This is a genomic window from Luteibacter flocculans, assembly GCF_023612255.1.
GTDB classification, from domain to species: Bacteria; Pseudomonadota; Gammaproteobacteria; order Xanthomonadales; family Rhodanobacteraceae; genus Luteibacter; species Luteibacter flocculans.
On the sequence record NZ_CP063231.1, the window covers coordinates 230,001 to 244,168 of the forward strand.

The 14,168-nt window shown below is 63.9% G+C and carries 8 protein-coding genes and 2 rRNA genes (1 of these 10 only partly in view); 7 read left to right on the forward strand and 3 right to left on the reverse strand.

The window, feature by feature from the left end; translation table 11 throughout:
* The 4 genes from IM816_RS00955 to IM816_RS00970 all read left to right on the forward strand — a co-directional run.
* Nucleotides 1-868: ribosomal RNA gene (locus IM816_RS00955) — 23S ribosomal RNA — on the forward strand (it extends 2,017 nt beyond the left edge of the window).
* A gap of 113 nt (nucleotides 869-981) precedes the next feature.
* Nucleotides 982-1,096: ribosomal RNA gene (rrf, locus tag IM816_RS00960) — 5S ribosomal RNA — on the forward strand.
* A gap of 372 nt (nucleotides 1,097-1,468) precedes the next feature.
* Complete coding sequence (locus IM816_RS00965) at nucleotides 1,469-3,073, forward strand: ExeA family protein (protein ID WP_345779958.1); 1,605 nt, start codon at nucleotides 1,469-1,471, stop codon at nucleotides 3,071-3,073.
* Nucleotides 3,074-3,075: 2 nt separating this feature from the next.
* Nucleotides 3,076-3,759 (forward strand): rhomboid family intramembrane serine protease, encoded by a 684-nt coding sequence (locus IM816_RS00970; RefSeq protein ID WP_072324003.1) that lies wholly within the window; start codon nucleotides 3,076-3,078, stop codon nucleotides 3,757-3,759.
* Here the strand turns inward: IM816_RS00970 and IM816_RS00975 are convergent.
* Together IM816_RS00975 and tfpB are read right to left on the reverse strand one after the other, a co-directional pair.
* Nucleotides 3,748-4,485 carry a glutamine amidotransferase gene (locus IM816_RS00975; protein WP_250339418.1) on the reverse strand — a complete coding sequence of 246 codons (738 nt, stop codon included), beginning with the start codon at nucleotides 4,483-4,485 and terminating at the stop codon, nucleotides 3,748-3,750. The genes IM816_RS00970 and IM816_RS00975 overlap by 12 nt on opposite strands.
* A complete protein-coding gene (gene tfpB, locus IM816_RS00980) occupies nucleotides 4,482-6,296 on the reverse strand; it encodes a type IV pilus assembly ATPase TfpB (RefSeq protein ID WP_250339419.1) in 1,815 nt (604 codons plus the stop codon). Before tfpB ends, IM816_RS00975 begins: the two co-directional genes overlap by 4 nt.
* A gap of 66 nt (nucleotides 6,297-6,362) precedes the next feature.
* On the opposite strand from tfpB, the gene glyQ reads away from it, so the two are divergent.
* Together glyQ and glyS are read left to right on the forward strand one after the other, a co-directional pair.
* Nucleotides 6,363-7,277, forward strand: coding sequence for a glycine--tRNA ligase subunit alpha (gene glyQ, locus IM816_RS00985; RefSeq protein ID WP_250339420.1), 915 nt, complete (start codon nucleotides 6,363-6,365; stop codon nucleotides 7,275-7,277).
* Nucleotides 7,267-9,411: a glycine--tRNA ligase subunit beta gene (glyS, locus tag IM816_RS00990; RefSeq protein WP_250339421.1), complete on the forward strand. Its 2,145-nt coding sequence runs from the start codon at nucleotides 7,267-7,269 to the stop codon at nucleotides 9,409-9,411. The genes glyQ and glyS overlap by 11 nt, the downstream gene beginning before the upstream one ends.
* Nucleotides 9,412-9,463: 52 nt before the next feature.
* Here the strand turns inward: glyS and IM816_RS00995 are convergent, their stop codons facing one another.
* On the reverse strand, nucleotides 9,464-10,063 hold the full coding sequence (locus tag IM816_RS00995) for a helix-turn-helix domain-containing protein (protein WP_250339422.1): 600 nt from the start codon (nucleotides 10,061-10,063) through the stop codon (nucleotides 9,464-9,466).
* A gap of 549 nt (nucleotides 10,064-10,612) precedes the next feature.
* Between IM816_RS00995 and IM816_RS01000 the strand changes: the two genes are divergently transcribed.
* Entirely contained in the window at nucleotides 10,613-13,693 is a 3,081-nt protein-coding gene (locus IM816_RS01000) for a TonB-dependent receptor (protein ID WP_250339423.1), read from the forward strand.
* Nucleotides 13,694-14,168: the final 475 nt, after the last annotated feature.

Below are 14,168 nucleotides of genomic sequence, written 5' to 3' on the forward strand. Positions count from 1 at the left end.
CAGCGTTCCCGCGGCAAGACGGAAAGACCCCGTGAACCTTTACTATAGCTTTACACTGAACGTTGAGTTCTTCTGTGTAGGATAGGTGGGAGGCTATGAAACCGAGACGCTAGTTTCGGTGGAGCCATCCTTGAAATACCACCCTGAAGTGCTTGACGTTCTAACCTAGGTCCGTAATCCGGATCGGGGACCGTGTATGGTGGGTAGTTTGACTGGGGCGGTCTCCTCCCAAAGAGTAACGGAGGAGCACGAAGGTACGCTCAGCGCGGTCGGACATCGCGCACTGTGTGCAAAGGCATAAGCGTGCTTGACTGCGAGATCGACGGATCAAGCAGGTACGAAAGTAGGTCTTAGTGATCCGGTGGTTCTGTATGGAAGGGCCATCGCTCAACGGATAAAAGGTACTCCGGGGATAACAGGCTGATACCGCCCAAGAGTTCATATCGACGGCGGTGTTTGGCACCTCGATGTCGGCTCATCACATCCTGGGGCTGTAGCCGGTCCCAAGGGTATGGCTGTTCGCCATTTAAAGTGGTACGCGAGCTGGGTTCAGAACGTCGTGAGACAGTTCGGTCCCTATCTGTCGTGGGCGTTGGAGATTTGAGGGGGGCTGCTCCTAGTACGAGAGGACCGGAGTGGACGTTCCGCTGGTGTTCGGGTTGTCATGCCCATGGCATTGCCCGGTAGCTACGAACGGAAGTGATAACCGCTGAAAGCATCTAAGCGGGAAGCACGCCCCAAGATGAGATCTCCCGAGAGCTTGACTCTCCTTAAGGCACCATCAAGACTAGGTGGTTGATAGGCGCGGTGTGGAAGTGCAGCAATGCATTGAGCTTACGCGTACTAATGAGCCGTGAGGCTTGACCATATAACCCCAAGACGCTTCACCGTCTTAATACAATCCTCCGGTCGTTCCCGGACGCTTGTCACTCGTTTACCCCCTTTGTGGAGCCGGCGCTAAGGCGCTGCTCCCACCCCTTCCCTGGCGGCTATAGCGGCGTGGTCCCACCTGATCCCATCCCGAACTCAGAAGTGAAACGCGCATGCGCCGATGGTAGTGTGGCTCAAGCCATGCAAGAGTAGGTCACCGCCAGGGGCTTTATCCTAAAAACCCGGTCTCGTCAGAGGCCGGGTTTTTTTCTTGGCCGCAAACTAATGGCGTGGCGTCGTGCCCGCAGGGCACGACCCGCAACAGGTCACCGCCAGGGGCTTTATCCTAAAAACCCGGTCTCGTCAGAGGCCGGGTTTTTTGCTTGGCCTGTGGGAGCCGCCATGGCGGCGAGAAGCCCACGAAGCGATGTCGCCGCGAGGCTAGTTCCCATCGCCAGCAGGCTGGCTCCCACCAGACAAGCTTCCTTCGCTGCCATGGCGGCTCCTACGCGGATGGGCTGTCGTGTGGCCAATTTTTCGCTTCGGGGTTCCCATTCCTATGCATCCGCCCTCGCGGCCGATCGGCTACAGTAGACCCATGTATCTACAGACTTTCGGACTTCGCGAACCGCCGTTTGGCGACGCACCGGATCCGCGTTTCGCGTGTCTGTTCGCTCGCGAGCGCGAGATCCTGGCACACGTGGAATACGAGGTCGGCGCCGGTCCTTCGAGCGTGACGCTGGTGACGGGCGAGCGAGGTATCGGGAAGACGCTGCTCTGCATGCTGGTGGAAGCCGATGCACTGAGCCGGGGGATTCGCGCGGTCCGTCACGGCGAGGGCGACTATGCGCTCGAGACCATAGCCTGGTTGCGTTCGCTGTATGCGGGGTTCGGCCTGCCGCTGCCCTTGAGTGCTGAAGCGAATACGCAGGAGCATCTTGTCGACGGCCTGGCGACAGGCCTTGGACGCCTGACGCACCACGTTAACCACCGCTTCCTCTGGATCCTCGACGATGCCGAGGAACTGTCCGACGATGATCTTGCCATCGTCATGCGCTTACTCGTCGCCTGCGAGAAGGCCGGCGCGCCGTTTCATATCATGCTGGCCGGTGAGCCGTCGCTCCGCGAACGGCTTGCTGGGCCGGACGCGCCGGAACTCGCGTCCCGTATCCGCAGCCGGCTGCCGATGGGGCCCCTCAACGGCGAAGAAAGTGAGCGCTATGTCCGTCATCGCCTCCATGTGGCGGGCACGACGCAGATGCCGTTCAGTCGCCTGGGTCTGCGCAGCCTGCGCGATGACGGCAAGGGCAACCCACGCCGGTTGAACACCCTGGCTCATCGCGCGCTCGAGCGTGCGGCCGAGCGGGGCGAGCGTTCGATCGGCGAGCGCGCCTTGTCGTTTGTGGTGCGGGAGGCGCTGCCGCAACACGCCCAATACTGGCTGCGCCGATTCCGGAAACCCATCCTCGTCGCCGGCATCCTGGCCGCGGTTCTGTTTGTCGGTGGCGCGGCGACCTGGTTCCTGACGGGGCACAGTCCTTCGCGCCCCAAGAGCCTGGTAACCGCCACCCCGGAACAGGCCCTGGAGAAATTCAAGGACGCACTCCCGCCGCCCGATGTGGGTAAGGTTCGGGTCTGGGGGGAACTGCTCGCGCGCTGGCAGATCACCTCGAAGGAGACGTCGGTCGCGAACGCGATCAACTGCGACGCGACGATTTTCCCGGGCTTTGCCTGCGTGAGCGGCCGCGGCTCGCTGGACCAACTGCGTCGCTTCGACCGCCCTATCGTTCTGGAACTCGACGAGACGCACGCGAAGCAGCAGGTACTGCTGGTGGGCGCGGGCGATGAAGCGGTCCGCTTGTACCTCGGTGGAAAATACGTGGAACTGACCCGGGAAGCGTTCGCCCAGGTGTGGAGCGGTCGCTTCTATGCGGTATTCCGCGTCGATCCCGCCATGCCCTTGAAGCTTGCACGCGGCGACACGGGTGAAGGGCTCGCCTGGGTTCTCGCGCGCCTTCCGCGCGATCCCGGCGCGCCGACAGCCACTCCGCCGACAAGCTTCGATCGCTCGGTGGAGGCTCGCGTTCTCGGCCTGCAGCAGCGCTTCGGCATCGCGGCCGATGGGGTGGTCGGCCCCGAGACGATGTTTGCGCTCTCGTCACTGGAGACGGATGGCCCTCATCTGGCGCGTGGCGTCCCCTGAGCATGTTCGTCCAGGTTGACACCCGTCGACGGTCGCGGCTTTCCTGGGCGACGATGCTCGTCGTCATCGTTTGCGTGGTCAGTTTCGTGGCGCTCGCGTTGGCCGGTCCCGACGAGCGCCGCTCGATCATGCTCCACTGGGGCACGGTGCCTGCCCATCTCTTCGGGACAGGGCTGCCGTTGTGGGAGCAGTTGAGCGACCCCGCCCTGTTGCGCCTGTTCACCGCGATCTTCATTCACGGCGGCTGGTTGCATCTGCTGAGCAACCTGCTCTTCCTCGTGATCTTCAGCCTCCCCGCAGAGCGCAGTCTCGGTTCGCCGCGGTTCCTGCTGCTTTTTCTGCTCGGCGGCGTGGTCGCGAATCTCATCGGTGCGATTTCGCTCACTGGGGTGCGCGTGGCGATCATCGGATGCAGCGGTGCGGTGTCTGCGGTGGTGGGCGCCTATGTCACCTTGTTCCCGCGAGCGAAGCTGGGCCTCGTGCTGCCGCTGGGCTTATATCTCGAATTCGTGCGCGTGCCCGCATTCCTGCTGATCGGCATCTGGGCGCTGGTGCAGTTGCTTTTCAGCTACGCGGGCGCGAGCTACGGTGCGGTTGTGTGGTGGACGCACATTGGCGGGTTTCTCTTCGGCATTGTCTTTGCGCTGTTCTCGCGGGGCGCCATCGCCCGTCGCTTACGCGGCTGAGTATTCCCGCGGCGCGAGCAAATGCTCCTGCACAAAACCACGTAGCAACAGGGTCGCGTCACGCGTCGGGACGACGGCGGCGAGCATCGCGTCGGGCGCTTGACCCTCTTGCCGTAGCACGTCGTGCTTGCGCCGAATGTACGCGCGCATGACTTCCGCCGAAAACTCGGGATGGAATTGCGTGCTCACTGCGTGCTTGCCGTAACGCACCAGGTGATGCGGGTCTCGGTCCGACCGCGCGAGCGAAGTTGCCCCCTTCGGTAATTCCAGCACGCTCTGCTCGTGTGTCGCATGAGCATGGAAGGCGGCGGGCAACCGCGCGCCGAGTGGATCGGCCGCGGCATCGACGTGCGCTTCGATGCGTATCGTGCCCATCTCGCGCCCACCTGGCAGATAATCCACGCGCCCGCCAAGCGCATGCGACATCAACTGATGGCCGTAACAGACGCCGAGCATCGGAAGATCGATGTCCATGGCGTTGCGAATCCACCCCGCCGTTCGCTCGCTCCACGGCAGTTTCTCGGTGACCATCGACGCGGAGCCGGTGAGTACGGCTCCTGCGCATTCGTCGGGATCGGGCAGATGATCGCCTTGCTCCACGTCCACCACTTTTACGTGGGGCTCGCGCAGGCGAAGACCGAGACGGAACCAACGCGGGAAGTCGCCGTGGCGCTGGCTGATGACCTCGGGCGCACGGCCGGTGCGAATGATGAGAACGGGCTTCATGGTTGATGACTATCGTCGATGTCGGTCGGCGGGAGAACGTTGAGCACTTCACGCACGGTGGTGAGTCCAGCGGCGACCTGCATGGCCGCCGAGATACGCAGGGGTTTCATGCCTTCGCGCAAGGCTTCGGCACCGAACCGGCCGAGATCGAGGTCCGCCAAGATCAGCGAACGCAAGCGCGCGGTCATCGGCATCATCTCGTACACGCCGGTGCGTCCGAGGAAGCCTGTCTTGCGGCATTCGAGGCAACCGACGGGCTCGTAAACCCGCTCGGGCAGCGGTACGTCCCAGCCGTGCGTCAGCACACGCCAGGCATCCGCATCCTGCGTTGTGACCACCTTGCAATGCGGACAGAGGGTGCGCACCAGTCGCTGCGCGACAACGCCCGAGAGCGTCGACTGGATGAGGTAATGCGGCACGCCCAGATCGAGCAGGCGAGTGACCGCACTGGGCGAGTCGTTCGTGTGCAGCGTCGAGAGCACCAGATGGCCCGTGAGCGACGCCTGCACGGCCATCTGCGCCGTCTCAAGATCGCGAATCTCGCCGATCATGATGATGTCCGGATCCTGGCGCAGCAGCGTTCGCACGCCCGCCGCGAAGTCCAGGTCGATGGACGGCTGGACCTGCATCTGATTGAGGTCGGGGGACACCATTTCGATCGGGTCTTCGACCGTGCAGACGTTCAACTCGGGGCGCGCGAGATGTTTCAGTGTGGAATAGAGCGTGGTGGTCTTGCCCGAGCCGGTGGGGCCGGTCACCAGCACGATGCCGTGCGGGCGTTCCACCATGCTGCGCCACACGCGATCTTCCTCGGCGGAGAAACCGAGTTGAGCGAAGTCTTTCATCACGAGGTCGGGATCGAAGATACGCATCACCACCTTCTCGCCGAAGGCGGTAGGCATCGTGGAGATACGCAATTCCACTTCGCGGCCGCCGGCCGAGCGCGTCTTGATGCGACCGTCCTGCGGACGCCGTTTCTCCGCCACGTCCATGCGCGCGAGGATCTTCACGCGCGCGGTCACCGCGGTCATCACCGGTGGCGGAAGCTCGAACACCTTCTGCATCACGCCATCGATGCGGAAGCGCATCTGCCCGGCATCGCGGCGCGGCTCCAGGTGAATGTCGGAGGCGCGTTGTTCGAAAGCGTATTGCAGCAGCCAGTCCACGATGTGGACCACATGGCGGTCGTCTGCACCCACTTCGCCGGTCTTGCCGAGTTCCACCAACTGTTCGAAGTTGATGATCTTCGACGGCTCGTTGCCCTTGGCGTCCTGAGCGAGCTGGATCGATCGCTGCACGCCGTAGAACTCGAGCAGATAGCGATTGATGTCGATCGGATTCGACACCACGCGGCGCACGTCGCGGCGGAGCATGTGCGCCAGGTCGTTCGCCCAGCCGGTGTCGAAGGGCTCCGCGGTGGCGAAGGTCACCTCCATCGACGATGCCGCCACGGGAAGGATGCGGTGGCGCTGGGCGTACGCACTGCTCACGGCCTGCGTGGCCTGGGCCACGTTCACCTTCATGGGGTCGATCTTGAGGTAGGGCAGGTCGGCCTTGCCGGCCAGCCATTCCACCAGGATTTCGAGGCTCAGCGGCCGCCCGGCTTCACGGCGGTTCTCCGGCTTGGCGTTCGCAATCAGAACCAGCGGGTGCAGCTCGATGGCGGATTTTCCGCCGCGGGAAGCGAGCCGGATGCGCTTGGCGTCGTCGCCGGTGAGGTATCCGTCCACGACGAGCGAGGCGAGCACCTCGTCGAGTTCCAGCCGGCCGCGGCGGCCGAGCAGCGCGCCGGGTTGCGGATTGACTGCCATGGTGGTGCGACCCCGTGTGAATCCTACGCCGCTATACTAGCCCGCTTTCTCAAGGACTCGGGAACCATGTCCGCGCCCACCTTCCAAGACGTGATCCAGACCCTGAACCGCTATTGGGCGGAGCAGGGCTGCGTGCTGGTCCAGCCGCTCGACACCGAGGTCGGCGCGGGAACGTTCCACCCCGCCACCTTCCTTCGTGCGCTCGGACCCGAGCCCTGGGCAGCGGCCTACGTGCAGCCCTGCCGCCGGCCCACGGACGGTCGCTACGGCGACAACCCGAACCGACTCCAGCACTACTACCAGTACCAGGTGGTGTTGAAGCCGAACCCGGACGACATCCTCGAGCGTTACATCGGCTCGCTGAAAGCGCTGGGTATCGATCCGCTGGTGCACGACCTGCGTTTCGTCGAGGACAACTGGGAATCACCCACGCTGGGCGCCTGGGGTCTGGGTTGGGAAGTCTGGTTGAACGGCATGGAAGTCACCCAGTTCACCTATTTCCAGCAGGCCGGCGGTCTCGAATGCCGTCCCGTCACGGGCGAGATCACCTACGGCCTCGAGCGCCTGGTCATGTACCTGCAGAACGTGGACAGCATCTACGACATCGTCTGGACGCATGCCCCGCATGGCGTCGTCACGTATGGCGACGTCTTCCATCAGAACGAGGTGGAGCAGAGCACGTACAACTTCGAGCATGCCAACGTTCCCGAGCTGTTCCATTGGTTCGACGTCTGCGAAGGCGAGGCAAGCAAGCTGATCGCCGCGGGCCTGCCGCTGCCGGCGTACGAGCAGGTCTGCAAGGCCAGCCATGCCTTCAACCTGCTGGATGCGCGCCGCGCCATCAGCGTGACCGAGCGCCAGCGTTTCATCCTGCGCGTGCGCACGTTGGCGCGCAGCGTCGCCGAGGCGTACGTGGCGCAGCGCGAAAAGCTTGGTTTTCCTGGCCTGAAGAACGACAAGGAGGCCACCCGTGGCCGATAAGCGACTGCCGCTCGTCATCGAGCTGGGCACCGAGGAACTGCCGCCGAAGGCCCTGGACGACCTGTCCGCCGCGTTCGCGCGTGGCGTTGTCGAAGGCCTGGAGAAGCGCGGCGTCGCCGCAGACTTCGCCTCGGCGAAGGCTTATGCGTCACCCCGCCGTCTTGCGGTGCACATCGCCGACGTGGCCGTGGCACAACCGGAACAGACCATCGAGCGTCGCGGCCCGGCGATCGCCGCGAGTCTCGGCGCCGACGGCGAGCCGAGCAAGGCGTTGCTCGGCTTTGCGCAATCGTGCGGCGTCGACGTGTCCGCCCTCGAAAAGCTCGAGACCGACAAGGGCGCGTGGTTCGTGTTCCGCGCCGTGAAGCCGGGTCAGCCGACCGCATCGCTGCTCCCTGAGGTCGTTACCGAGGCGCTCAAGGCGCTGCCGATTCCCAAGGCGATGCGCTGGGGCGATCGCGACGATACCTTCGTGCGCCCCGTGCATACGCTGCTGATGCTGCATGGTGCCGACATCGTCGAAGGCGAGGTTCTGGGCTTGAAGAGTGGTCGCCAGAGCAGCGGTCATCGCTTTCATCATCCCGCACCGGTCCACGTCGCCGACGCCGACAGCTGGCTTGAGGCCCTGCGCCATGCGCACGTCATCGCTGATCCCGCCGAACGGCGGCAGCGCGTGCGCGACGAAGTGGCGCGCGTGGCGACCGGGGGCGTGCCGCGACTGTCCGAAGGGCTGCTCGACGAGATCGCCAACCTCACCGAATGGCCGGTGGGCATCGCCTGTACCTTCGAGCGCGCCTTTCTCGACGTGCCGCCCGAGGCGTTGGTCACCACGATGGAGACCAACCAGAAGTTCGTGCCGGTGTTCGATGCCGAGGGGCGCCTGACGGAACACTTCATCGGCGTCGCCAACATCGAGAGCCGCGATCCCGCCGAGATCCGCAAGGGCTACGAGCGCGTCATCCGTCCGCGTTTTGCCGACGCCAAGTTCTTCTGGGACGAAGACCTCAAGACGCCGCTCGCCGACCACCAGGAAGGCTTGAAGAACGTGACCTACCAGCAGTCGCTGGGCAGCCTGTGGGACAAGACCGTGCGTGTGGCCGAGCTGGCTCGCGTCATCGCCAACCGTGTCGGTGTGGACGCGGGCCAGGCGACGCATGCCGCGGCGCTTTCGAAGTGCGATCTGCTCACGCGCATGGTCGGCGAATTCCCTGAACTGCAAGGCGTCATGGGTCGCTACTACGCCACGCGGCAAGGCATCGCGGCCGACGTGGCCGAGGCGCTCGACAGCTTCTACCAGCCGCGTTTCGGCGGCGATGCCATTGCCGCCGGTAAGGTCGGGCAGGTGCTTGCCGTGGCCGAACGTCTCGACACGCTCGCCGGCATCTTCGCCGTGGGGCTCAAGCCCAGCGGCAACAAGGATCCGTTTGCGCTGCGCCGCGCGGCGCTGGGTCTGGCGCGTACCCTCATCGAGGGCGGGCTGGAGATTGATCTGCGCGCCGCCTTCACCGAAGCCTTCGAGATGGTGCCCGAAGCGGCGCTCGTGGCCGGCGTGAAGCCGGGCAAGGATGGCAAGGCACCGGCCGTGGACATCGGCGCCCGGCGCCGGGAACTGGGCGACGAAGTCGTGGCCTTCGTGCTCGATCGCCTGCGCGGTTACTACGCGGACCAGGGCTTTTCGGCCGACCAGTTCGAGGCCGTGCTCGCGGTGGCGCCGGCCACGCTGCCCGACTTCGATCGCCGTCTGCGCGCGGTCGGCGAGTTTGCGCAGCGAGCCGAGGCGGCTAGCCTGGCGGCAGCGAACAAGCGTGTGGCCAACATCCTGCGCAAGCAGGCGGAAGAAGCCAGCGCCGCACCCATCCCGTCGAGCGTCGACCCAGCCCATTTCGAATCCGATGCCGAGCGTGAGTTGCACGCGGCCCTGGACGCCGCCCGCGCGGAGACGCGCGACTTGCTTGCACGTGGCGACTACACGGGCACGCTCGCGCGCCTGTCAGCCTTGCAGAGGCCTGTGGATCGGTTCTTCGACGATGTGCTGGTCAACGCCGAGAACCCGGCCGTGCGCGCCAACCGTCTTGCACTGCTCGCCCAGCTGAAAGCCAGCTTCGGCGCCATCGCCGACATCTCGCGGCTGTAATTCCTTCGGCGGTCTTCGGGCGATGCCGATGGCATCGCCCGAAAGACGGGGCTCAAGCGAGTGCCGTACCCTGTTCGTCGTGCACGCGCGACACCAGCGTCCGCCGGAAGGCGACCATTCGGTCGGCGTAGTCCGATTCGCCCGAGCGGCCGAGGATGGCGTACATCTCCGCCACGAGGTCCGCGTGGCGCACCGGTGAAAAGCGGCTGCCGGCCATCTCGATATCCGATTGCAGCAACTTCATCGCGGCAGCAAGGCGGGAGGGATCCAGTGCGCTCGTACGCGCGGCCGATACTTCGCGGCTGCGCGTGGATTCGGACGACTCGGTGCGAGCGACGGTGTCTTCGTTGGACCCGTCAAGCATCATCGGTCCTTCGCCTGCGGCAAGCCAGACGAGGGACAGACCCAGCGTCTTCGCCATGGTCACGCAACGGCCACGCGACGGATCGGTATTTCCGTCGCGCCAACTGCGCACCACGCCCTCCGAGAAGCCGCAGCGACGTGCGATTTCGCTGACGCTCCCCGACATCTTGATGACCGCGCGCACGCGGCTGGCAAAGGAAGACGGCGCTACCGAGGTCTCGGCGCGACCGGTGTCCAGGCCTCCGCTGGCAGCATCGGCCAGGATGGATCCCCGTAAATTGTCGTTCATGCGATTGAAACCTCGTTGATCAAAGACCGCCCCCCGGCGTTGACGCTCCAACGCGCGAGCCCGGCATCCGGTGTACACGCGCTTCCCTTCGAAAGTCTTTCGCTTGAGAAGTTTCGGAAGGCGGCGATTCAGCGGCCGTCCCGCTGTCCGTCATCGATGCGATATCGCGAACTAATCGCCGGTTTTTTCTAGGAATGTTTCCTAGGGCGAATTCGCAGACATGCCGAAAGTCATGGTTGGCGCCGCCGTAACCGTCGATCCCGACAGCTTTTTTTGCTGCGCGCGCACCCATGGCCTCCCGGGCACGATTTCGATCGACCGGACGTGCGTGAATTTTTCGTGTTGCCAAGCCGCAAGCTCTTACGTATATGTGACGACGCAGCACGTCACCGTGCTGTAGGGGAGTATGCGGCGCTTGTTGGCAAGTGGCCGTCATGAATGGAAAAAGACACGAGCCGATTGACCCTGGCCTGGTGCCGCCGGGACGGGCGCGGCTTGCCGATGAATCGAAAGAACGTACGACTTCGGAACTTCCAGGGGAGCCACTGAATGAATTTGCGTAACTACCGCACGGCAGCGCTGGGTCGGCGGACGGCGTTGGCCGTCGCCATCGGCCTGGGCACCGTCGCTGGCGCCGCGATGGCGCAATCGAACGTCACCGGTTCGATCTTCGGCCAGGTGAATCCGCAGCAGGGCAACACGGTCACCATCTCCAACCCCGATACGGGCTTCGCACGATCGATCACCGTCGACGCGAACGGCCGCTATCGCTTCAGTTCGCTTCCGCCGGGCAGCTACAAGGTCACGCTCGAGAACAACGGCGCCGTGGTGAGCCAGCGCGACAACGTTTCGGTGACGATTTCGGGCGGTTCGGAAGTGTCGTTCGGTTCGGCAGCGTCCGCGACCGAGGCCAGCACGCTGGAAGGCGTTTCCGTGAGCGCGACGGCCATGCCGTCGATCGACGTTTCGTCCGTGGACACGCGCACCGTTATCACCGCCGAGCAGCTCAACAAGTTGCCCATCACCCGCGACGTGCTTGCCGCCGCACTGCTGGCGCCGGGTGTCATCGGCAACTCGAGCTACAAGGATGCCCTCGGCAATCCGGTGCCCAGCTTCGGTGGCTCCGCTTCCTCCGAGAACGCCTATTTCATCAACGGCTATGCCGTGACCAATCCGCTGACCTCGATCGGCCTCACCCAGCTTCCGTTCGATGCGATCGATCAGCAGCAGGTGCTCACGGGTGGTTACGGTGCGGAATTCGGCCGGTCCACCGGTGGCGTCATCAACATCGTCACCAAGCGCGGTACCAACGAGTGGCACGGCGGCGTATACACCATCTGGGAACCGTCCGGCACGCGCGCGTCGCCGCGTAACAACAACTATCCCGACACGGGCTTCTACCCGACGACCGACGGCACGATCTATCAGTACACGAAGAAGAACAATTACTGGCGCTCGACCATTGGCGCCTACGCGAGCGGTCCGCTGATCAAGGACAAGCTGTTCTTCTACATCGATGCCGAAATGAATCGGCGTGAAGGTCAGGGCATCGCCAGCAGCACGACTGCAGGTGCGATTACCTCGGCTACCGTTGGCCGCAATGGTTGGAACGAATACCAGTACAAGATCCCGCGCTGGTTGGCGAAGATCGACTGGAACATCACCGACGATCATCACATCGAACTGACCGGCGTCTCGGACAAGAGCGAGTACACGTCCAAGACCTACGGCTTCAGCTACGCCACGCTCGGTCACGGGCAGACGCAGAACGGCGGCGTCTATACCAAGGACGGCGGCGACCTCTACGTCGGCAAGTACACGGGCTACATCACCGACAACTTCACCGTGTCGGCCCTGTACGGACAGCAGCGACTGGATCACATCCAGTTACCGTATCAATACAACCCGAACTGCCCGCTCATCAGCATCGCCACCGCGCAGGCACGTGCGCCAGGCCTCAGCTACGGCGGTTGCCAGACCACCTCGGCCGCGGTTCGTGTGCCGGGTGCCAACGACGAAACCAACGGCTGGCGCCTCGATCTGGAATACCGCCTGGGCGATCACGACATCCGCTTCGGCGCGGACCGCCAGGAGGCGAAGTCGTTCACTGGCACCTCGCTGCCAGGCGGCTATAGCTGGACCTATAACTTCCAGAACAACCCGGGCCAGGCGATCGACGCCGGCCACGGCGTGGGTTCACCGGCGGCTGCAGGCGGCCTCGGTACACAGGGCTACTACGTCACCCGCGCGTACACGACCACCTCGGCGAAGGTGAAGACGGTTCAGGAGTCGCAGTACATCGACGACCACTGGCAGCTCACCGATCGCTGGATGATCTACGCCGGTCTGCGCAACGAGCAGTTCAAGAACTACAACGGCAACAACGAGGTCTACGCGAAGCAGCGTCATCAGCTCGCCCCGCGCCTCGGTGTGTCGTGGGACGTCAACGGCGACTCCACCTTGAAAATCTACGCCAACGCCGGTCGCTACCACCTCGCAATGCCGAACAACGTCGCCGTCCGCGCGGCGTCGGGTTCGCTGGGTACGTCGGAGTACTTCAGCTACACGGGCATCGACCCCACCACCGGTGCGCCTACCGGACTGGTGTCCGTGCCGGTAAACCAAGCCGCGGGCTATACGTGTAATGGCACGAACGCCGTCTCCGCGAACCTGGAATGCGGCATTGCGCCGGATCCCCGCACGGTCGCGGCGAAGGGCCTGAAGTCGCACTACCAGGACGAGTACATCGCCGGTCTCGATCAGGCGCTCACCCCGTCGCTCAACTGGGGCGTGAAGCTCACCTGGCGTCAGCTGCGCAGCGCCATCGACGACACCTGCACGCCCGCACTTGGCGGCGCCTGCTTCCTGTTCAATCCGGGCACCGGCAATACGTTCCTGCAGGAGCAGGATGACGGCTCCTTCGTGGCCGTGCATTACTCGAAGGACGCGTTGCAGCTGCCGGATCTGAAGCGCAAGTACTACGCCGTGGATCTGTACCTGGAGCATCCGTTCTCCGACAAGTGGTATGGCCGCATCGACTACACCTGGTCGCGCAGCTACGGCAACACCGAAGGCCAGCTCGCTTCGGACCTCGATACCGGTAACGGGGGCCAGGCTGACGTGTCGGTCACGCAGGACTGGGATCTTCCGCAGTTGATGGTCGGCGCGAACGGCAAGCTGCCGAACAACCGCACGCACCAGATCAAGGCGTTCGGCTACTACCAGCTCAGTGACGACTGGCGCTTCGGTGCGAACCTCAACATCGCCTCGGGCCGTCCGAAGAACTGCACCAGCTTCTACCCGACCGCCGACGCCGGCTTGTACAACGGCTCGTTCTACTACTGGTGCGGTCTCCCCGGCACGCCTGGCTACGCGCGCTCGCCGCGTGGTTCGGCAGGCAACACGCCGTGGACCTACGTCGTGAACCTCAACGCGGCGTACACGCCGTCCTGGCTGCATAAGAACCTGACCTTCCAGGTCGACGTGCTCAACGTGCTCAACAAGCAGACGCCGACCTCTTACAACCCGCGCTACGCGCAGTCGCGCTCGACGGTGAACCCGCTCTATGACCGCGAGCTCAACTTCACCGATCCGCGCACCGTGCGCTTCACGGCGCGTTACGACTTCTGATCCGCGGAAGTCGCCGTAGAGCGACGACAAGAGTCCCCGTACGGTCTTCCGTACGGGGAGACAACAAGCGTCTCCCCGCATCGCCCCCGGCTGTTCACGCCGGGGGCTTTTTTCCATAAGCCTCACGGCGTGATTCTGCTTGCTCGCCCCGGTGCCCGTATCGGCAGGGAGTCAGCGGAAAACGCGACGAGTGGCGGCAAAACAGTGGGCACGTGCGGGATCTTGCGCCAACGGTGTAATTAGCGCTCTCCGAGGACGCGGATTTCTCCCCGAACCGTTTCAATTGTAAGCACTTTTTCCTTCGGCGCTGAGGCGTTGTGTTCGAGGTTGCCAAAGAAACGCTAAGAAAAGTCGTTTTCCCATGTAAATAATTTGTTGACACGGCGGTCGGCGTACGCCTATGTTCGGCACCGACCATGCTAGTTTTTTCTTTCGCGCATCATGCGTGGGGGCAAATTCAGCAGGTGTCCATGGC

Bases quoted from the DNA above. Each gene is read 5' to 3' on its own strand.
- IM816_RS00965 (WP_345779958.1), top strand. From the start codon at position 1,469: ATGTATCTACAGACTTTCGGACTTCGCGAACCGCCGTTTGGCGACGCA.
- IM816_RS00970 (WP_072324003.1), top strand. From the start codon at position 3,076: ATGTTCGTCCAGGTTGACACCCGTCGACGGTCGCGGCTTTCCTGGGCG.
- IM816_RS00975 (WP_250339418.1), bottom strand. From the start codon at position 4,485: ATGAAGCCCGTTCTCATCATTCGCACCGGCCGTGCGCCCGAGGTCATC.
- tfpB (WP_250339419.1), bottom strand. From the start codon at position 6,296: ATGGCAGTCAATCCGCAACCCGGCGCGCTGCTCGGCCGCCGCGGCCGG.
- glyQ (WP_250339420.1), top strand. From the start codon at position 6,363: ATGTCCGCGCCCACCTTCCAAGACGTGATCCAGACCCTGAACCGCTAT.
- IM816_RS00995 (WP_250339422.1), bottom strand. From the start codon at position 10,063: ATGAACGACAATTTACGGGGATCCATCCTGGCCGATGCTGCCAGCGGA.
- IM816_RS01000 (WP_250339423.1), top strand. From the start codon at position 10,613: ATGAATTTGCGTAACTACCGCACGGCAGCGCTGGGTCGGCGGACGGCG.